Raw genomic sequence first — 22511 nt, 5'->3', positions numbered from 1 at the left:
CCAAACCCCTCCCTTCATAACTGAAAATAGGACTAGTTTGCCCAAAAACAGCTTGAGTCAACACAGAAAAAAGTAAAAGAATTAATGATAAGTGGAGATGCATGGCTGTTAAATTTGTTAAAAAACCAGGATAAGCAGCAGTCGAATTACATTGATAGACTATCTATCCATTTTACTCCTTGATCATTTGCAATAGTCTTGCAATGAGGCCGGTCCAGCCGGTTTGGTGGGAGGCGCCTAATCCACTGCCATTGTCTCCATGGAAATATTCGTAAAACAAAATATTATCCCGGAAGTGCGGATCGTTCTGGGCTTTGGGATCATTGGCGAAAACAGGCCGCTTACCAGTAGCATCTTTGAGGAATATTCTGGATAACCGTTTGGCTAGTTCTACGGCAATATCATGGATAGTTAAATAATTCCCGGAATGTGTCGGATATTCTACCTTAAAATCATCTCCATAGTACTGGTGGAAACGTTGCAGTGATTCAATAATTAAATAATTCACCGGAAACCAGATCGGCCCCCGCCAGTTGGAGTTGCCTCCAAACATATACGTATCCGATTCCCCTGGCTGATATTTTACGGTGAACGAACTGCCATTATTATTGAACACATAGGGGTGCTCCAGATGATACCTGGATAATGCCCGTATCCCATACTCTGACAGGAACTCTGTTTCGTCCAGCATCCGCCGGAGCAGGCGTTTCATCCGGTGGCCGCGCAACAAGGAAAGTAAGTGACGCTCCCCTTTCCCAGGCTCCAGCCATCTGGATATTAAATTCGCTAAATCGGGCCGGTATTCCAGAAACCATTTCAGCCTGGTGGTAAACTCTGGCATCTCTTCAAATATGTCGTGGTCCAGTACTTCCACGGCAAACAGCGGTACGAGGCCCACCATAGACCGCACTTTCAGACTTATCTGCTTATTAGACGGCAAATGCAATACATCGTAGAAAAACTCATCTTCTTCGTCCCACAAGCTAAAATCCAATTCACCAATGTTGCGCATAGCTCCGGCAATGTACAGGAAATGTTCAAAAAACTTAGTAGCCAGATTCTGGTAAATAGAGTTGGTTTTGGCCAGTTCTAACGCCATGCGCATCAGGTTCAGCGAATACATAGCCATCCAGCTGGTGCCATCGGCTTGTTCTATGTGCCCACCTGTTGGTAGCTCCGAACTGCGGTCGAATACTCCTATGTTATCCAGGCCAAGGAATCCCCCCTGAAAAATGTTGTTGCCATCTTTATCTTTTCTGTTTACCCACCAGGTAAAATTCAATAAGAGTTTATGAAAGATGGCTTCCAGAAATACCGTATCTCCTACGCCATTGTTTATCCGCTGCTCCATCCGGTATACCCGCCAGGATGCCCAGGCATGTACCGGCGGATTTACGTCACTAAAATTCCACTCATAGGCAGGAAACTGGCCATTGGGGTGCATATACCACTCGCAGGTAAGCAGGGTTAATTGTTCTTTGGCAAAATGCGGGTCTACCATGGCCAGTGGAATGCAATGGAAAGCCAGATCCCAGGCAGCATACCAGGGATACTCCCACTTATCGGGCATGGAAATAATATCCGCATTGTTGAGATGGAACCAGGTGCTGTTACGCCCTTTTTTACGGTCGGGAGGCGGAGGAGGCATCGTTGGGTCGCCATTCAGCCATTGAGGTACATCGTAATAATAAAATTGCTTGGTCCAGAGCATACCAGCTAATGCCTGCCGCTGCACATTCCGTTCATCAGCATCTGTTACTTTATCATGAAGCTTATCATAAAAATCATCTGCCTCTTTTAAGCAGGTAGCAAAAATAAAATCAAAATCCCGGAAAGGCTTTTTTAGCACTTTGTTAGTTAGCCGTAATTTGAGTGTGGTACTCTGGCCACCCCGAATAGTTAATTCGTAATTAACAGCTGCTTTGGTGCCCCGTTTTTCAGGATTTACGGCTCCATGCTGCCCTTGTACAAGGTAGTCATTGATGCCATCTTTATAATACCCATGATCCTGAGGCAATCCATACAAACGGGCAGCATTTGTTTCATTCTCACAGAATAACTCCTGACCTGCCGTTTCGCAATACAGATACATGTCGCCTAACAGCTCATGTTTTACATCAATAATATCCCGGTTGGTTAAAAACATAGAGGGCTTATATGGATCGTAGCCCCATGACCAGGTATTGCGGAACCAGATATGTGGCAACACATGCAGCAGAGCTTCTTCCGTACCCCTATTGTGTATGGTTATCTGAATAAGAATATCCTGCACATCTGCTTTGGCATATTCCACAAAAATGTCGAAGTATTTATTCTCCTCGAAAATTCCGGTATCTACTAAGTTGTATTCCACATCCTGCTTGCCGCGCCTGCGGTTTTCCTGTACTAGTTGTTCATAGGGAAAAGCCTGCTGCGGATACTTATACAGCATTTTCATGTAGGAATGCGTAGGTGTGCTGTCCAGATAGTAATAATACTCCTTTACATCCTCGCCATGATTGGCTTCGCCATTGGTAAGGCCAAACATCCGTTCTTTAATGATACTATCTTTTTTATTCCAGAAAGCCAGAGCAAAACAGAGTAGCTGACGATCGTCACAAATACCACCAATGCCATCTTCTCCCCAGCGGTATGCTTTACTTCTGGCCTTGTCGTGCGTAATATAATTCCAGGCATCACCATTGGCACTGTAGTCTTCCCGTACGGTGCCCCATTGCCGTTCTGCCAGATACGGGCCAAAGAGTTTCCATTTTTTTAAGCCTTTGTTGCTTTCTTCCAGCCGTATGTGTTCAGGAGTCATAAAGGAATAGGTTGTTTGCAGATGATCTGCCTGGTGTATGTATGTAAATTATTTTCAATGAGATGATAAACCCTGGTAAAGAGTTTGATGCCTGCTACAAATGCCTTAAATTAAGTGTATGACTTACCAGAAAACCCTTATGCCGAATCGCCGCCACTTCATTAAAACATCTCTAGCTGCCGGATGTTTGGCTGCATCCTTGCCAATATCTGCATTTTTGCAAAAAGAGAAAAACATTATTACGGTGAATGGTGAAATACCTGCCCGGCAAATGGGATTATCTCTCATTCATGAGCATGTAATGGTTGATTTTGTGGGTGCCGAAAAAGTGAGTACCAGCCGCTACAACCGTGAAGAAGTATTTACCAAGGTATTGCCTTACCTGCAACAAGCCAGAGAACTGGGCTGCCAGACAATGGTAGAATGTACGCCTGCTTTCCTGGCCCGTGACCCTTTACTTTTGAAGCAACTGGCCGATGCCAGCGGATTGCAGATACTGACCAATACCGGTTATTATGGTGCCCGCAACGATGAAAGTCTCCCTCCGCATGCCTTTACCGAATCCGCAGACCAGCTGGCACAACGGTGGATACAAGAATTTAAGCAAGGAATAGAGGGCACTGGCATCCGGCCTGGTTTTATTAAAATTGGCGTAGATGAAGGCAAATTATCAGCTATTGACCAGAAATTGATACAGGCGGCTGCACGGACCCATCTGCAAACCGGGCTTACCATAGCCGTACATACCGGAAAAGCCACTGGAGCCATGGATGAACTAGAGGTGCTAAAAACAGAAAAAGTGCATCCCAGTGCCTGGATATGGGTGCATGCCCAGGCCGAAGAAGATCTGTCTTTTCATGTAAAAGCCGCCAAACAGGGCGGCTGGATATCATTAGATGGCATAGGCTGGGACAACGAAGGCCGGCATGTAGAAATGGTCACTCACCTGAAAAAGCAAAATTTGTTGGACCGGGTTCTGGTGTCACAAGATGCCGGCTGGTACCATGTAGGTGAGCCAGACGGCGGCAAGTTCCAGCCATTCAACCGGTTGTTTACCGAATTTCTTCCGGCCCTGAAACAAAAAGGATTCAGCCAAAAAGATATTGACCAGTTGCTTATCCAAAATCCGATGGAAGCGTTTACTATCCGGGTAAGAAAAGCGTAATTACTTTATCCGCAGGGTTTTAATATTCATAAACTCCCGGATACCCAGGTGAGACAGTTCCCGGCCGTAGCCAGATTTTTTAATACCCCCAAACGGCAACCTGGGATCAGATTTTACAATATCATTCACTGTAACAAAGCCTGACTCAATTTTTCTGGCGATGGCTTCGCCTTTCTTCAAGTCTTTAGTCCATACTGACCCGCCTAGTCCATATCTGGAATCGTTGGCAATTGCAATGGCTTCTTCTTCATCCCGTACGGTAATAATAGCTGCCACCGGACCAAACATTTCTTCTTCATAAGCAGGGGTACCAGGGCGTACATTGGTCAGAATAGTAGCGTTGAAAAAAGCACCTTCCCGTACCGGCCGGCCACCCCCAGTGACAATAACCGCTCCCTTATCTACCGAGCGTTTTACCTGATCTACCAGTTCATTAGCCAGATCTTGACGGGCCATAGGGCCATAATCTACGCCTTCTTCTAGGGGGTTGCCCATCTTCAATTTCAGCATATAATTGGTCATCAGTTGCGTAAACTTATCGGCTACATTCTGAAACACAATAAACCGTTTGGCACATATACAACTCTGGCCAGTATTAATCATGCGTCCTTTTACAGCCATCTGGGCAGCATAATCAAGGTCTGCATCGGGAAGAACAATAAAAGGATCGCTGCCTCCCAGTTCCATTACCGATTTCTTTATATACTTGCCAGCCAACGCAGCTACTTTAGAACCCGCCGCTTCACTCCCGGTTAAGGTAACGGCTTGTACATAATCATGGGCAATCAGCTTTTCTACCTTATCGGAACCAACCAGAAGTGTCTGGAATACGCCTTGCGGAAAGCCTGCCTCCAGAAAGATAGATTCTATAGCCATGGCACATTGCGGCACATTAGACGCATGTTTTAACAACCCAACATTACCAGCCATCAGGGTAGGAGCCGCAAAGCGGAATACCTGCCAGAAGGGAAAATTCCAGGGCATAATAGCCAATATAGCTCCAATGGGTTGATAGATAAGTAGATTTTTTGTGCCTTCAGCCTGTATTACTTCATCCTGGAGAAATTTTTCAGCATTATCTGCGTAATAATCGCAGGTAAGGGCACATTTGTTTATTTCTTCTATGCCTTCTTTTAGCGGCTTGCCCATTTCCTGAGCCATTAGTTTAGCTAATACCTGTGCTTTCGCCCGCAAGATTTTAGCTGTTTTCCGCATCAATTCGCTCCGGTGGGTAAACGTCGTTTTTTTCCAGAACCGGAAGGTATCTCCAGCCAGCTCTACAACCTGGTTTACCTTATCTTCGGAATCTTCTTCAAAAGATTTGATTACTTTATTCGTATAGGGATTTATGGATTGTATGGGCATGGTTAATTTGGTTAAACTGGAGTTTTTGAAGTGCCTCTTACAAACACTGGCTAGTAATATGGGGCACCAGCTATTCAATATGAAACAAACATTTATACGTGTATAACGTAGAGTTTCACCGCAAATTTGGTTCTTTATCTAATACTTGATTAGACGCAAGCCCGGCAGCTACCGCACCTAAGGGTGGCGCAAGTAATACACCTATTATTGGTAGTAACAAAAGCAGGTTAAAAGCCAGGCCATTGCCTACTGCTAGCCCCCGGTGTTTTTTAATAATGCGGTTACTCTCTCTGGCGGATAATCTTCGGAACTCATTGCGGTAATCAATCATGGAGAAGCCTACAAAATAGCTTTCTATGAGCAAAATGGCTACAGTTGCAAAAGGCGTAATCAGAGGAATGAGTGCCAGCAAATACAATGGAATGGTAAAAGCCAGTTCTTTAATCAGGTTCTTCAAGGTAATGCCCAGGCCTCTTACTACATCCTTTATTAATTGTGCACTATTGAATGGATGAGTAATTCCTGTGAGAATTTCCTGGGTTTTTTCCGCCAGTAGGGCCAGTGCCGGAGCAGACAGAAAGAGGATCGTATAGCGGTAGAGTTTAAAATAAATAAAAAAGCTGATGATTGTTATCAGAGCACTTACAATCCACTCCAGTACATTGCCTGTCTCTCCAGAAACTGTATCTAGATTTGTTATATCAATAATCCAAGTGCTGATGAATCCTGTAAATTGCCATACCAGCACAGTAGCACCTACAAACAGCAATACATTAAGCAGAGCAGGGATAATCACATATTTCCAAAGCCGGTTTGCCTGAATAAAGCTAAGTGCTTGAAAATACGTAGAAAAACCTAGGCCTATTTCTTTAAGCATATACAGGAGCAATTAGGTGCTAATGGATTAATATACTGAAAAATGCCCGTACTTTGTTGTATGAGATGCGATGAAAAAATAATCGCCTTCACAAACAGGCTTGCAAAGGCGATTGTGCGATTAAATTAGTTGCTTAGTTATTGAGTGGCATACCTTCTTTCTTCCAGGCATCAATGCCTCCCTCCATATTATACACCCGGGTAAATCCCATTTCCCGCATAATCTCAGCTGCCTTTCCGGATCGCACGCCGGATTTGCAATACACGTAATAAGGTTTGCTTTTATCTAGTGTTTGGATAGAATCTTTAAAGGCTTCGTTTTTATAGTCTATGTTCCGGGCATCTGGTAAATGGCTTTCTGTAAACTCTTCCGTTGTACGTACATCCAGCACAATTCCCTGGTTCACCTGCTCGGCAAATACTTTTGGTTCCAGACTTGAAGCTGTCTTTTCTCCGGAGGTGCAAGCAGGTAGAGTAATGGCTATCCAAAAGAAAACAAAAATGCTATGAATATAATTTTTCATACGAAAGTGTAACTAGTCTGTTAATAGATGTACTATTACATTAAATAACATATTTTACGATATAGAAACAAAAAAAGGTGAAGCTATTGCCCTCACCTAAATTTTGCCAGTGAATATATATGTAAAATTAAGCCTTTTTCTCAGATTTAGCTTTCTCAGCAAATTCTTTCTTTATTGCTTCAATATCCACATTTTTAATAACAGGCTTTTTAATTAAGTCTTTGATAGCCGACTGTTTATTATTAGCTATAGCTCTGTTTTTTCTTTCTTTTCTTTTTAATCTAGTGACGCCCATGGTACTAAGAATTTAATTGGAGGTGCAAACTTATAACTTTATACCAACATATCCAAAAGGGGAATATCTTAAATTTTGCATGATAGCCTTGAACAGCAAGTGGTAAGCTTGTAATTAGTACAGCATTAGAAAAGAATTGATGCATTTCATGTATTTGCTAATCCAGTTTACGCATGCATATTACTCGCTCCTCAGACTTTTTACTGGGTTTGCTATGGCTGCTTTAATGGATTGAAAGCTGACAGTAAACAAGGCAATAACTAGTGCTATTCCACCGGATGCAATAAATATCCATGGGCTAAGATCAATGTGATAAGCAAAATTCTCCAGCCATTTGCTCATGGCATACCAGGCCAATGGCCAGGCAATACCGGTGGATAAGGCTACCAGTAGCAGAAAATCTTTGGAAAGCAGGGAAGTAATATTGCTCACAGAAGCGCCTAAGACTTTGCGGATACCTATTTCTTTAGTCCGTTGCTCGGCGGTATAGGCAGCCAGACCAAATAAGCCTAAACAGGAAATAGTAATAGCCAGCAAGGCAAACAGGCTAAATACCTGACCCGTTTTCATTTCAGCGAGGTAGGCTTTCTGGAAGGTATCGTCCAGAAACTGGTACTCAAACGGCTGTTCGGGGAAAAGGGCATTCCATTTTTTCTCTATCGCCTTCACGGTCTCACTCAGCGATGCAGTTGTATTAACTTTTATAGCCATTTTGTTAGCCCAGGCTGTATTATAGGAAAAGATCATGGGCATAATCAGGCTTTTTAAATCGGCATGGTGATAATCTGCCAGTACGCCTATTACTTCACCAGTAACAGGTACTTCTTTATAGCCGCCCTCTGGTGTATACTGGTAGGTATAGTAGCCAACTCTTTTCCCTTCTATTGTCTCCCACCCAAAATACTTCATCGCCGCCTCATTTACTAGAAATGCTTCTTTATCGGCGGGGCGGGTATTATCAAAATTCCGTCCGGCCTTTACCTGTATATCAAAGGTAGCTGCAAAGCCAGGGTCTGTATTGATATGCATGATACCTCCTGAAGCAGCTCCGGATGGTACAAATGCAGCCACCAGCTTATCGCCTCTGGCCTCACCAGTGCCTGGTAATCCTGTACAAATGGTAGCCGATTGTACTGCTGCCAGGCTTTCTACTTCTTTCTTAAATGTTTCTTTGCTATTCTCCGGCACATCTCTAAAAGAAATGGTAAGTACTTGTTCCTGCGCGTATCCAAGACTTTTGTTATTTATGTACTCCAACTGATTCCACACAACCACCGTAGCTACAATCATAATGACGGATACGGCAAATTGAGTAACTACCAGGACCTTTCGGAAAAGGCCATTACTCACCCCCTTCACCACATCGCTTTTCAGCACACGTATGGGTTTGAATGAAGACAAAGCCAGCGCCGGATATACACCCGTTAGTAAACTCAACAAAACCACTGTTAGTGCCAGCACGGCTATCCGGAAAGGCGTATAAAGGATTCCTGTAGAAAGATTTTTTTCGGCCAGAGTATTAAAGTAAGGCAAAAATACGTACACAATTGCCAAAGCCAGAACCACTGCAATGCCAGTAAACATGGCCGATTCTGTTAAAAACTGATATACTAACTGGCTACGGGTAGCCCCAGCCACTTTGCGGACTCCCACTTCCTTACCCCGCTTGGAAGAACGGGCAAGTGTCAGGTTGATGTAGTTAAAACAAGCCAGAATCAGAATAAACAGCCCTACTGCGCCAAAAATATAGACATATTCAATAGCCCGCTGTGCCTTTACCTGCCCGTCTAAGGTAGCTTTCAGGTAAATATCCCGTAGCGGAATTACACCTAACTTCCACACACCTGCATTCTGATCGCCGGTGTTTTTTATAAAGTTCGGAAATTGGGCTAGTACATCCTCTTTCGTACTGCCTTCGGAAAGCAACAAATACGTAGCGCCGGGAGCCTCCCAGTACGATTCACGCATAAAGCCGGCTAATTCTTTTGCATGCACATAGTTGCAGAGAAAATCTACCGTCATATGCGAATTAGAAGGCAAGTTCTCTATCACACCACTAATAGTTAAAGGATATTTATTACCAAACTTCAGGGTTTTACCAATAGGATTTTCGTTAGGAAAATATTTGGTAGCCATCCGCCGGGAAATAACCAGGCCATACGGCGATTGTAGAGCTGTGGAGGCATTTCCTTGTAAGAATGTAAAGGTAAACACATCAAAAACCGTACTGTCAGCAAAATAGAAATAGGGTTCATAATACGCTGTGGTAGGCGTGGCAAGCAAGGCATTGTTTCCGGCTAACCGCACCGTTTTTTCTATCTGGGAAATTTGCTCCTTTAATCTGGGGGCAAATCCATTGCCGCTGCCCGACTGCCCTTCCCACTGCTGAAAAAGCATGATCCGGTCGGCTTTCTCATGAAAAGCATCGTAACTGGTAGCATCCAGCATATACAAACCAATGAGCAAACAACAAGCAAGGCCTAAAGTAAGACCCGTAATATTGAGAAAGGCGTAAAATTTCTGTTTGCGCAGATTTCTCCAGGCAATCTGCAGGTAATTTTTCAGCATAAAACTATGAGGAATAATAACTTAACTAAATCGCAGATTATTTGTTTGATCAATTGCGGAACCGTAATGGCAAGCTTAGCAGAAAGCCGGACTTATAAAATGTATTTACCTGCCAGGCTCTCTGCCGTATGCACCAGGTTTATTCACTCCTCAAACTTTTCACCGGATTTACCAAAGCTGCAGTTATAGACCGGTAACTCACCGTAAGGGCGGCAATTATAAAGGAAGCCAGAACAGCTACCAGGAATACAGTCCAGCCAATACTAATGCTATAGGCAAAATTCTGGAGCCAGGCATACATCATATAATACGCTATTGGCGCAGCTATCAGGAAAGAAATCAGAATTAATCCGGCAAATTCTCTGGTAAACAAGTAGACAATATTCCATACGGAGGCTCCCAGTACTTTGCGGATACCTATTTCTTTTGTTTTTTGAAGGGCCATGAAAGATACCAGGCCATATAAACCCAGGCATCCAATGAATATGGCAATGGCAGAAAACAACTGAAAAGCCATATACATCCGTTCTTCCTGTTTGTACATACTGGCAATGTGCTCATCTAGAAACTCATATTCAAATAAGTATTCCGGAAAAGTAGCCGACCATAATTTATCTATAGCTTGTATAGTTTGCCGCATTTGTTTGGGCTCTATTCGTACACTAACCTGCCCAAAGGCATCTGGCAGATAGGCCATTACACAAGCCCGTATTTTTTTGTGTTTCGATTCACTCTGAAAATCACGTACTACGCCCATAATCGGCACTGTCAAATCTCCATTAATGGTGATAGTTTTGCCAATCGCCTCTCCCGGATCGGTAATGCCCAGCTTATGTATCAGGGTTTCATTCACGACTATATTAAAGGTGCTGTCTTTTCTATTGGCTTCTGTAATGGCTTTGCCGGCAAGCAGCTCAAAGCCAAACATACCCATATACTTTTCGTCTACGAATTTTACTTCTGTTACGTCGTCTTCCGTTAGTCCTAGTTCTTTGGATTGAAAGGAGGTGAAATTATTGTTATAAGCCGGGGCACCCGAAGCAAAGCTGATTTCCTGTACACCAGGATAACTCAATAATGCTGTCCGTAGTACATCGCGTTTATTTTGGTCGGCTCCCGGGAGCCCGAATGTTAAAACAGCTTCTTTGCTAAAGCCTAAGTTTTGATTACGGAAAAAATCCATCTGGCTGGCTACTACCACAGTGCCAATAATCAGTATTTGCGAAATGCAGAACTGAATAACTACCAGACTTTTACGCAGCGTTAAGCCTTTAGAAGAGGGAGCTGCCATTTTGCTTTTCAATGCCAGTGCCGGCCTAAACCCTGATTGTACCAGTGCCGGATATATACCAGAAAGTAAGATCATGCTAATGGTAAGCGTAAGAATAATGGCAATAAAAGAAGGGGCTAGTAGCTGTGATACACTGATGTTAATATCCAGGTACTGGCTCATGGCAGGCAATGCCAACCGGGTGGTTACTAAAGCAATGAACACAGATAATAGCACCAATAACGTAACTTCGCCCAGAAACTGCCAGATCAGTTCTACCCGTTGTGCGCCGAGTACTTTCCGCACGCCCACTTCTTTTGAACGTTTAATGGCTTGTGCCGTGGCCAGATTCACAAAGTTGATACAAGCCGTAATGATAATGAATAAGGCTACGCCAGCCAGTGCATAAAAGGTTTCCCGGCCGGTAGGGGTAATAATATTGTTTATATACCGCTGATCGAAATGAATATTGTGGAGAGGCTGAATAGGCATATTGGCAGACTTTGCCACCTCTTCGCCCCAATTCTTCTTAAGAAACGGTTTAATACCTGCTTCCAGTTGCTTTACCGAATAGCTTTCCGGCAGCAGAATATATAAGTAACTCCCCCCGGGAATGTTCCAGAAATTAGTTAACCCGTTTTTGAAATTTTTCTCTAAGGTTTTCCAGGAGGCCAGAAAGATAAAAGGAAAATGGGTGTTAGAGGGTACATCTTTGATAAGACCAGTCACTTGCAAGTCATACTGGTTATTGAGCCGGATGGTTTGGCCTATGGGATTTTGATCACCAAAATACTTCGCTGCGATTGATTGGGTAAGCACAACGGTATTAGGTTCCTGCAAAGCTGTATTACGGTCGCCTGCTATCCATTCATAGTCAAATACGTTGAAATAATGTTCATCTGCATAGGCAAAGCTTTTTTCATTATACCGGTTGCCACCGATCTCAACCATGCCATCCCGCTGATAAAAAGTCTGGGTGATTTGCTCCAGTTGACTGAAATCATTGCGCATGGCTGGGGCTACGGCCAGGGAAACATTGGAATTGAAATCCAACGCATTCAGTGTTACCCGGTAAATCCGGTCGGCTTTTGAATGAAAGTTATCATAGCCTAACTCATTGCGGACAACCAGCAAAAGCAGCAGGCACGAAGCCACCCCTAAAGCCAACCCAGCAATATTTAATATAGCATACACCTTGTTCCGGAGCAGATTCCGCAAGGCAATAGTTAGGTAGTTTTTCAGCATATCTGTAATGGTTATTGACTGATTTGGTATCCTTACTTAGCGTAGTATATACTTTAGTAGTTATTCCTCAGTAATCCTTATTCATTGCGTAAGCTTTTCACCGGATCGGCCAGGGCGGCTTTAATAGCCTGGAAGCTCACCGTTAGTAGGGCAATAGTAAAAGCCAACACACCAGACAGGGCAAAAACCCACCAACTAATTTCAATCCGGTAAGCGAAGTCTTGCAGCCACTGATTCATGACATACCAGGAGATGGGTATAGCAATGACAAACGCCAGCAGTACCAGCCGGAGAAATTCTTTGGAAAGCAGCGTAGCAATCTGGCTGACTGAGGCTCCTAACACTTTGCGGATACCTATTTCTTTGGTAAGCTGTTGCGCCGCCAGGTGTATTAACCCAAATAGCCCTAGGCAACAAATAACAATAGAAACGCCGGTAGTAAAACCTATTATCTTTTGCCAGCGTTGTTCCTGCTCGTATTCGCGGGCATTCAATTCATCCAGAAAGCCATATTCGTAGGATGCATCGGGCATGGCTTTCCGGTAAATCTTTTCCAAAGCCTGGATGGCTTCTGGTTGACGGCTTTTCTCCACTTTAAGCCAGATGCCGCCCCTTTCACCAGGTGTCATAAATAATACTCTAGGCTGAATCCGATCCCGCAAGGAGCCGAAATGAAAATCTTTCACCACACCAATAATAGTCAGGTTTCGTTTGTCTACCTGGTCACTGGTAATAGTTACGCCGATAGGATTTTTTAATCCGGTTGCCCGTACAAAGGCTTCATTAACAATAGCACTCTCCAGTTTATCTCTTGGAAAATCCTTCGAGAAGTTTCGTCCTTCTTTAATTTTAATACCTAACAGTGGGATGTATGCTTCATCAATGGCCTGATAGCTGCTAAGGAGTGCCTGGTGGCCAACTTTCGTATCTGTCAGCTGGCTGCCATATTCCTGGCCAAATGAGATACCTGTAATAGATGACTCACGGGATACCTCATTTTTTAAAAATTGTTGAATAGCCTTGTAATCCCGGTTGCCATTGATGTGTGTACGGATGACCTGATGCGGATTATAACCCAGATCTTTGGTACGGATATAGTCCATTTGCCTGTAAAATACGAAAGAGACAATAACCATGGTAACGGATAAAATGAACTGGAACACTACCAAGCCGCGGCCGAATGAGCTCCGTCCACCCAGCTTTTGTTTATTATATAGGGCTTCTATTGGTTTAAAGCCAGATACTACATAAGATGGATACAGCCCTGTTAATAAACAATTGACAAGAAGTATACAAGCAAAATAACCAGCTAATTCAAGGTTCCATGCTTTTCCTAAGGTGATCTGTTTGCCGGATAATTCATTAAAAACGGGTAGCATTATTTGTAACCATATACATGCCAGACTAAAGGCTATCAGACACAGAAAAAATGATTCGATGAGAAACTGACCTATAATCTGAGCCTGACTGCTACCAGTAACTTTGCGGATGCCTACCTCTTTGGCCCGTTTGAGGGAACCGGCAAGGCTGATATTTATAAAGTTAATACTTGCCATCAGTAAAATAAATGAAGCAATACCCAGAAACAAATAGGCATAAACCGGACTACTGCCCTGTACAATTCCTCCCTCCCGGTTGCCGGTAGTTTGGTATAATGGCTTTAGGTGAATATCGGTGATACGCTGCAATCCATAACTGATTCTGGGATTAAGGGCTTGCTCGCTTAGCCGTTGGGTAAGTTGTTCTTTTGCTTCCAGCTCATAAATACGGTTAAATTTTTGGGTGACTGTTTGCAAATCGGCATCCGGACGCAGAACAACAAATGTTCCTAAATAGGCATTGAGCCAGTTAGTATCATCAAAAGACACCTGCATGAAGCGAAAAGGATGCAATAAATCAAACTGAATAGATGAATTTTTAGGAGGGTTTTGTACCACACCGGAAATAATCAGCGGCTTGCCAATTCTCTTTACCGAGGGGTCTGCATCCATATACAAAAATTCACCTACTACATCAGTCCGGTTAAAGAACCGTTGAGCCGTTTGTTCGGTGACCACGACTGCATTTACTTCCTGCAATACAGTTTTAGGATTGCCATGTACAAGTTTGAAGGTAAATACATTAAAAAAGGAATCATCTACATACAATGTTTGCAATTTCAGGATTTTATTGTTGCCCTTTACATCCGCAAAAATGTCGCCTCCCATTACCCGTACATATTCCTCTATTTCGGGCACCTGCGCTTTAAAAGCCGGGCCTTGTACCTGCCCGGTGCCGCCGGTAACCTGAGGCTTATCGCCCCGATGTTCTACCATTGCCGTCGTGATACGGTACAGATGCGGATTTTTTTCATGAAACTGGTCATAGCTCCATTCATCTTGTGCATAAAGTACTGCCAATAACAGATACACTATTCCTACAGACAAGCCAATAGTGGTTAGCAGCGAATACATACGGTTTTTCCATAGGTGACGTAGGGCGACTGTAAGATAGTTTTTTAGCATACTTTATCTAATACCTAATGAGTAATCAGCATTACTCTAAGTTCATTTATCAATAATTAGAATCCTTACTCGTTTCGTAAGCTTTTCACCGGATCGGCCAGGGCGGCTTTAATAGCCTGGAAACTCACGGTAAGCAAGGCAACCGATATGGCTAATACACCAGCCAATATAAACAGCCAGGGACTGATAGAAATCCGGTAGGCAAAATTCTGTAACCAGCCATGCATCGCCAGCCAGGCAATAGGGATGGACAGGATAAAGGCAATGGCTACCAGTGTCAGAAAATCTTTAGACAACAAGGTGACAATATTCCCTACCGAGGCTCCCAGTACTTTACGGATACCTATTTCCTTGGTGCGTTGCTGAGCCGTGAAGGCCGCTAAACCAAATAAGCCCAGGCAAGCAATAAAAATAGTAGCTGCCGAAGAAGCAATAAAGATTTTTTCCCGCTTTACATCTTCCTGATAAAACAAATCCAGTTGCTCGTCGAGGAAATGATATTCGAACAAATGGGAAGGATCAATAGTCTGTAACACAGCTTCCATCTGGCTAATGGTACTGGCAAGGTCTGCTCCGGAAAGGCGTACGGTAAAATAGTCAATATACTGGATAGGATTTTTAGCATTTGCCAGAATCATGGGTGCAATCGTCTGGTGCAGCGATTGAAAATGAAAATCTTTAGCAATTCCAATTACCCGTACTTTCAAAGGTTGGTCTAAAGGAGATGGGCTGCCTGCATTGTTAATAGCCGGAATTTCTATGAGTTGTTCGGAAGCTTCCTGTATGCCAAGTGCCTTGGCTGCTGTTTCATTCAATATAATAGCTGTTGAATCTGCCGGAGCAGCTGTACTGAAGTTTCTACCTTGCACCAGATCAATCTCATAGGTTTGGATAAAATTCTCATCTACTCCCAAAAAATAACTATCCATGCCCTCTGCTGAGGTGATTCCCTCTTTTTTTACTTTCACCTGCATCAGGTTTTTCCATTCACCGGGTACACGCGAGGTAACAGAAACTTCTTTTACATGTGCCAGCTTTGCATATTCTGCTTTAATGGTTTGAGCACTTTGCCTCACTTTGCCACTGTTAATATCTACGATCACTAACTTTTCTTTATCAAACCCCAGGTTCTTGTGCCGCACATATTGCAATTGGGCATACACCAGGAAAGTGGCAATAATCATGGTGATAGAGAGGGTAAACTGGCCTACCACCAATACTCTGCGCAAACTCAAATTGCCCCGTTCATTTACTACCTTTCCTTTCAGCACTTCATAAGGCCGGTATCTGGAAAGAAAGAAGGCCGGATAACTTCCGGAAATAAGGCCTATGAGCAAGGTAGCGCCAAATACGCCCAGCCAGATTCGCACGTCTGTAGCAAAATTTAACGCAAGTTTTTTCTCTGTAAATTCATTGAAGGCAGGCAATATAAATTGCACCACCAGCGCTGCAAAAATCAGGGAGATAAATGCAATCAATAAGGACTCTGTCAGGAACTGGCCTATCAAACTGCCTCGCTGAGCACCTACTACCTTGCGGATTCCTACTTCTTTTGCTCTACCGGCCGAACGGGCAGTTGCCAGGTTCATATAATTGATGCTGGCAATAAACAGCACAAATACGCCGATAATGGAAAATACATAGACATAGAAAATATCTCCGGCTCTGCCTAGCGTATTCTCAATATCTGCCGAATAGAAATGGATGTCCTTGAGTGGCTGCAAGGTAAGGGTTCTCCCGTTTGCATTTTCCGCTGTACGATTGGATGTAACCAACTTATTCAGGTTGGCAGTGAGGCTGGGTATAGATGCCTCTTCTGTTGTTTTGATATAGGTGAAAAACCCATTACCAGTCCAGTCACTGGCAATGAACTGGGCATACTCCGTGTTGGAATGCATGGTGGCTTCGGAAAACAGCAGGCGCAATTGCAGATGCGAATTAGACGGAATTTCTTTTAACACGCCTGTTACTTTAAAGGGTGTAGGAAAGCGTTCCGTTTGTATGAGCCCTCCCATGGCTGACTTATTACCAAACAATTTTTTCGCAATTTCAGCCGTAATCACTACCGAGTAGGGTTCTTGTAAGGCAGTAGCCCGGTCTCCTTCCAGCAGCGGAAAATCAAATACTTGCAGAAAATTGTTGTCACCCATCCAGAAGTCGTCATAAAACACATGGTCATTGGCTGGGTTTAGCATATTGGCTCGGCCCATTCCGAACGCCCGGGTGCTGGCCACAATCTGAGGGAAATTTTTCTCTCCTTGCGCCGATATATTATAGGCCACCGTACCTGTTTTAGTCTGCTTGCCATCGCCTGAGGTTTTTGTTTCTATTACCCGGTATATCCGGTCCGCATCGGAGTGAAAGGCGTCAAAACTTAGTTCATCCACTACGTACAATGCAATAAGCAAAAAACAAATCATCCCGAACGTAAGTCCGGTAATGTTGAGCAGACTATAGCCTGGCTGCCTGGTTAAGTACCGGTATGCAGTTACAAAGTAGCTTTTGAGCATAACTATAAAACAATAAGTGAACGTTGGGAAGCAAAGAGCAATAAGTCAGCCTAATATATAAATAGCTCATAATAAATAACTTGGATACTTACAAGTATATAGGCAGCAATAAATATGTCCGGAAACGTACAGTATTTGTACCAGTCCGGACATTTGTTTAACCCATATTAAAGAATGAACAAAGTTAGTTTACTCATTTCGTAATGACTTTATAGGATTGGCTAAGGCAGCTTTAATGGATTGAAAGCTGATGGTGAGCAAAGCAATTACTAACACTAGTAAACCAGAAAGGGCAAATACCCACCATTGTATATCAATTTGGTAAGCAAAGTTCTGTAGCCACTGTTGTATAGCATACAAGGTAAGGGGTATGGCAATAATAAATCCTATTCCTATCAGTTTAATAAAGTCTTTGGAAAATAAAGCGACAATACATGTTACCGTTGCCCCTAATACTTTGCGGATGCCTATTTCTTTCGTGCGTGTTTCTATGGAATGAGCCGCTAAGCCAAATAATCCCAGGCAAGCAATAATGATGGCCAGTACCGAAAATATCTGCAAAATAGTGCTTAAGCTATCTTCTGTTTTATACAGCTCATTTAGCTTTTCATCCAGAAAGTTGTAGACAAATAGACTGCCGGGAGCAATGGTTTGTGTTGCCTTTCTCAAGTACGCTAAGGTTTCTTTGGTTTTACCAGCCTGCATTTTGACAACCAAGCTACCAGTAAACTCTGGCCGGTACTCTATAATTAAGGGTTCAATGGTGTTGTGCAGGGAGGTAAAATGAAAATCTTTTGCTACTCCAATTACTTTCGCTGTTCTGTTACCCACCAGGCCTTGTAAAACTGTTCCTATAGGATTTTCCAGCCGCAAATCTTTCACAGCTTGTTCGTTAATAATTACGGAAGCAGAATCATTGAAGTCTGTGGAGAAATCGCGGCCAGCTATCACCGGAATACTTAGCGTCTTCAAATAATTACCATCTGTCCGCATAACCCGTACCGACGGAAATTCTTGCCCATTGGTGCCTTGTGGAGTAATACCCTCTACACTCAAATCGTCGCCTATGTAATTGGAAGTTGTAGCTACGGTGAGCACATTAGGGTTACGTAAAAACTCACTTTTAAAAGTTTGGGGCTTTTCCACCATGCTTTTATATAAGTCTCCATACAACTTTATATACACCACCTGGTTTTTGTCGAAACCCATTTCTTTGTTCCGCAAGAGATGCATTTGCTGGGAAATAAAGATGGTACCAGTAATCAGAAACAGAGAAACGGCAAACTGAAATACAACCAGGCTTTTGCGGATAACTACCGGAAAAGAACGCGGAGTTTTGGTAGCTTTCAGTGAACTTACCGGCTCAATGCCTGAAATAAACAATGCTGGGTAAAGCCCTGAAAACAGCCACACAAACAGCATGATACTGATAAGCAGCAAAATATTATCTGCGGTAAAAAGTACGTCCCAAGTTAAATTTTTACTTGTAATGCTATTGTATACTGGAAGCGCAAACTGATACAACACAATGGCAAGTACCACAGATGAGAGAGCCAAAATGAAAGCTTCTGTCAGGAATTGCAATACCAATTGGCTTTTATTGGCTCCTAGTATTTTTCGCATACCTACTTCCTTCAGGCGTTTAATAGTTTGTGTAGTAAACAAATTCATAAAGTTGACGCAGGCAATTACCAGTACCAGTATCTGCACAGCCACTAATATATAGATGTAGGCAATACTGCTATTAGCTCCCATTTCCTGCTCCAGATTCGATTTTAGGTGAATATCTGTTACTGGCTGAAATGCCAGGGCTCCTTCGGCAATCATCTGCTCTTTATTGTCCCAGTCTGCGTAGTGATGCCCGATAAAAGCAGGCATCTTTTCCTGCGCTTTCGTTTTCTGGCTGGCAGAGGCAAACTTTGCATAGGTATACATCACCATCCAACCACGGTTAGTCAATAAGTCTGGTGGCAGTTGCTTATAAAAAGTAGGCATGGAAACCAGGAAGTCAAACTTTAGGTGGGAATTTTTAGGTAAATCTTCCATTACGCCTACTACTGTATACTCAGTACTATTATCAAAGTTCAGTACTTCGCCAACCGGATCTTTCTTACCAAAATACCGCTGGGCCATACGTTGCGTAAGTACTATGGTATTAGGTACCGTCAGCAACTGGTCAGATTTGCCTTGCAGTAGCTTCAAGCCAAAAACTTTCAGCACCTCTGCATCGGCATAATAGCCAGTGCTCTCAGCAGCGTTGTTTTTTTGGTAACCTACTATTGGTGTCCCTGCATAAGCAAAGCGGCCAATGGCTTCAATTTCCGGCATAAACTTTTCAATCTCTTCAGCTAAAACAGGGCTACTTTTTGCCCACTCTTTTACATGCACCCGGTAAATGTTATCATATCCGGGAAAGTCCTTTTCATAACTCAATTCCTCCTGTACATGCAAAGCCATTATAAGGCCGCAGGTAATGCCAATGGCCAATCCGGCAAGGTTCAGCAGGTTGTATGCTTTCTGGTGTAGGATGCTTCTAAACGCAATAGTTAAATAGTTTCTGAACATAGGTATAGGTGTTTAGGTGATTTATTGCCATGGCATGGGACAGAGGCATAGCACAAAAACTGATTGCTTTGTGTATTTCCTATCGTACTTCAACTAAAGATGTATTTCTAAAATTATATATCTGCCCAAAGTGAAATCACACTGTTCTTATTAACCAAGATCAAGATGATACATCAGCGTTGATTCAGCTAACCTCTAGGCTCTTTGCGTCAGGCCATTTATTTATTCATTTCTCAAACTTTTCACAGGGTCTATCAACGCAGCTTTAATGCTTTGCCAGCTGACAGTCAATAAGGCAATAATAATTACCAGTAAACCCGGCAGGGCAAACATCCACCATTCCACATCAATCCGGAAAGCAAAATCTTCCAGCCATTTGTTGGCGGCATACCAGGCAAATGGGATTGCAATCAGAAAGGCAATGCCCACGAGTAAGGCAAAATCTTTGTATAATAGCTGCACAATCTGCGGAACAGTGGCCCCCAGTACTTTGCGTATACCAATTTCTTTGGTGCGCTGAGCGGTTGTGAAAGAGGCCAGACCAAACAAACCTAGGCCGGAAATAAAGATGGCCATAAAAGCAAAGTAGTTAATGATCCGGCCCAGACGCTGGTCAGCAGTATATGCCTGGTTAATGTCTTCATCCAGAAACGTATAAGTAAAGGCTTTTTCAGGGAAAAACCCGTTCCATTGCCTTTCCAGATACGCCACGGTTTCCGGAATATGATCAGATTGTATTTTAATGGAAAAGGTGTTGAACAAAGAGGGATTTACATCGAAAATAAACGATTCTATAGGCAGTTGCAGGGATATATAATTGAAATCTTTTACTACGCCCACTACCTTTCCATCTTTGCCTTCCCGGTTAATGGTTTTGCCAATGGCTTCTTCCGGACTTCCCCACTTAAATTGCTTTACAGCCTGTTCATTCACAATAAATGCCTGCAAATGGTCGGTGCCGTATTCTTTGGAAAAATCACGTCCGGCAACCAGCTCCAGTCCATAAGAAGAAAGGAAATCATAATCTACCGGCATTCCAGCAATAAACAGGTTGTCTTCCTGGGTAAATCCTTCTGGCACGGTTCCCCGCCGGATGGCTCCATTGCCTGGCGTACCTGCCGAAAGTGTACTGGATTTGATTCTCGGATTCTGGGCAATCAGTTCTTCAAAAGCATTGGTTTTGCTTCGCATCTGCGGATCTACTCCACCAAAGATATTATTCAGATTAGCACTGAATAAAGGCACCACTAGAGTATATTCTTTCTGGAAACCCATAGGCCGGTTACGCAGGTACTGTAACTGTTGAAAAGCCACTAATGCACCAGCTATTAAGGCAATAGACACCGCAAACTGCATCACAACCAGTACTTTCCGTAAGCCTACCCCTCCGGCTTTGCTTGGCAAACTGGTTCCTTTTAAAGATACCACTGATTGGAAGCCAGACACAAAAAACGCCGGATAACTGCCAGCCACCAGGCCAGTCAGCATAAAAACCGCCACGAAACCAGTCAGCATCCGCCAGTCTGCCAGATCATAGATACTTAATTGCCGGCCGGTAATTTCGTTGAGAAAGGGCAACCCTATGGCTACCAGCACAAGCGATAGAATAAAGGCAATCAGGCAGATCAGCATGGATTCGCCCAGGAATTGCCAGATGAGTTGCCAGCGGTAAGCACCCAGCACTTTACGTACCCCTACCTCCCGCGTACGGCGCAGCGAGCTGGCCGTAGCCAGGTTAATAAAGTTGATGCACGCAATAAGCAGCGTAATAAGGGCTATCCCAATAAACACGTATACATAGGTAATATCTCCAATAGGTTCTACCTGGTTTTGTGCTTCCGAACGCAAGTGAATATCCAGCAATGGCACCAGCGAAAATTTCTGGTCTTTGCGTAATTGCGGGTTGCCATATTTTTCCAGAAAAGCCGGGAAGCGGGCATTGACTGCACTGGCCGAATGCCCGGGCTTAAGCAAGATGTAATAATAGGAATGGGAAATTACCCAGTTTTGTGGCAGGTTTTCTCTGGCTCCTTCCGGAGAAGTTGCAAACATAGTTTCGTAATTAGCAAAGAAATGCGGATGGATATGCGAATTGTCGGGGTACTTGCGGAACACACCACTTACCTTCATTGGATGTCTGCCGTCAAACAACAAGGTTTTGCCTAAGGCTTCCTGGTTACCAAAGTATTTCCCGGCCATTTCATCACTAATGATGATGTTGAAAGGTGCATTCAAGGCGGTTTTCGCATTGCCTGCAATAAAATCAAAACTCAGAATAGTAAGCAGCGTGGAATCGGCAAAGCCAAAATCTTCTTCCTCGTATTTATCTGCTACCGTTTTATTGGGAATTACTGCTTGCAGACTGGCATTGCGGAAGTACACCCTGGCCACGTTTTCTACTTCGGGAAAAAAATCTTTGAGCAAGGGAGCAATGGGCGGAGGAGCTGTAGCAATTTTTACCGGATTTCCTCCAAAACCTGCTTCATACTCCAGCTGGTAGATACGGTCGGCTTTCGCCTGAAACTTGTCATAGCTGAGTTCATGGCTTACAAACAGCAGAATCAGAAAACAGCAAGCCATGCCGGTAGCCAAACCGGCAACGTTGATTAACGTATACCCTTTCTGCCGGGCCAGGTTCCGCAAGGCAATGGTAAAATAATTTTTAAACATATATGTGCAGCGTTAAGATTTTGCAGAACTAGAGCGATTGTTTAAATAATTCATAAAAGCTGTTCCTTACCACATTTACTTGATTAGCGGTGTAATAGCAAAGGGCATGGCGCAGAGAGAAACAAGTATTTTCCTTTCATGCTCTCTGCCCTCC

Annotated in this window: 12 protein-coding genes; 1 reads left to right on the top strand and 11 read right to left on the bottom strand. The window is 43.4% G+C overall.

Translation table 11 applies throughout. The annotated features are described in order from the left end of the window. Positions 1 to 172 precede the first annotated feature (172 nt). Positions 173 to 2800 (bottom strand): MGH1-like glycoside hydrolase domain-containing protein, encoded by a 2628-nt coding sequence (locus Q0590_RS14030; RefSeq protein ID WP_302038187.1) that lies wholly within the window; start codon positions 2798 to 2800, stop codon positions 173 to 175. 118 nt (positions 2801 to 2918) lie between these two features. Here Q0590_RS14030 and Q0590_RS14025 point away from each other — a divergent pair, with 118 nt between their 5' ends. Further along, positions 2919 to 3965 carry a phosphotriesterase family protein gene (locus tag Q0590_RS14025; protein WP_302038186.1) on the top strand — a complete coding sequence of 349 codons (1047 nt, stop codon included), beginning with the start codon at positions 2919 to 2921 and terminating at the stop codon, positions 3963 to 3965. On the opposite strand, the gene Q0590_RS14020 is transcribed toward Q0590_RS14025, so the two are convergent. The 10 genes from Q0590_RS14020 to Q0590_RS13975 form a co-directional block, all read right to left on the bottom strand. Then, positions 3966 to 5330 (bottom strand): NAD-dependent succinate-semialdehyde dehydrogenase, encoded by a 1365-nt coding sequence (locus tag Q0590_RS14020; protein WP_302038185.1) that lies wholly within the window; start codon positions 5328 to 5330, stop codon positions 3966 to 3968. A 115-nt stretch (positions 5331 to 5445) separates the two neighbouring features. Then, entirely contained in the window at positions 5446 to 6207 is a 762-nt protein-coding gene (locus tag Q0590_RS14015; protein ID WP_302038184.1) for an EI24 domain-containing protein, read from the bottom strand. Positions 6208 to 6340: 133 nt separating this feature from the next. Then, the gene (locus tag Q0590_RS14010) at positions 6341 to 6730 is read right to left on the bottom strand and encodes a rhodanese-like domain-containing protein (RefSeq protein ID WP_302038183.1); all 390 of its coding nucleotides are present in this window, start codon (positions 6728 to 6730) and stop codon (positions 6341 to 6343) included. A gap of 127 nt (positions 6731 to 6857) precedes the next feature. Next, positions 6858 to 7025, bottom strand: coding sequence for a hypothetical protein (locus Q0590_RS14005; RefSeq protein ID WP_302038182.1), 168 nt, complete (start codon positions 7023 to 7025; stop codon positions 6858 to 6860). A gap of 180 nt (positions 7026 to 7205) precedes the next feature. After that, positions 7206 to 9593: an ABC transporter permease gene (locus Q0590_RS14000; RefSeq protein ID WP_302038181.1), complete on the bottom strand. Its 2388-nt coding sequence runs from the start codon at positions 9591 to 9593 to the stop codon at positions 7206 to 7208. A 139-nt stretch (positions 9594 to 9732) separates the two neighbouring features. Next, positions 9733 to 12108, bottom strand: coding sequence for an ABC transporter permease (locus tag Q0590_RS13995; protein WP_302038180.1), 2376 nt, complete (start codon positions 12106 to 12108; stop codon positions 9733 to 9735). Positions 12109 to 12185: 77 nt separating this feature from the next. After that, positions 12186 to 14612 carry an ABC transporter permease gene (locus Q0590_RS13990; protein ID WP_302038179.1) on the bottom strand — a complete coding sequence of 809 codons (2427 nt, stop codon included), beginning with the start codon at positions 14610 to 14612 and terminating at the stop codon, positions 12186 to 12188. A gap of 65 nt (positions 14613 to 14677) precedes the next feature. Further along, positions 14678 to 17122, bottom strand: coding sequence for an ABC transporter permease (locus Q0590_RS13985; RefSeq protein WP_302038178.1), 2445 nt, complete (start codon positions 17120 to 17122; stop codon positions 14678 to 14680). 189 nt (positions 17123 to 17311) lie between these two features. Beyond that, on the bottom strand, positions 17312 to 19687 hold the full coding sequence (locus tag Q0590_RS13980; protein WP_302038177.1) for an ABC transporter permease: 2376 nt from the start codon (positions 19685 to 19687) through the stop codon (positions 17312 to 17314). A gap of 222 nt (positions 19688 to 19909) precedes the next feature. After that, positions 19910 to 22357 carry an ABC transporter permease gene (locus tag Q0590_RS13975; RefSeq protein WP_302038176.1) on the bottom strand — a complete coding sequence of 816 codons (2448 nt, stop codon included), beginning with the start codon at positions 22355 to 22357 and terminating at the stop codon, positions 19910 to 19912. Positions 22358 to 22511 lie beyond the last annotated feature (154 nt).

The sequence above is a fragment of the Rhodocytophaga aerolata genome, from assembly GCF_030503435.1.
Taxonomy (GTDB): domain Bacteria; phylum Bacteroidota; class Bacteroidia; order Cytophagales; family 172606-1; genus Rhodocytophaga; species Rhodocytophaga aerolata.
Note: the sequence above shows the minus strand (reverse complement) of the source record. Positions and strands in the feature narration are given on the sequence as shown.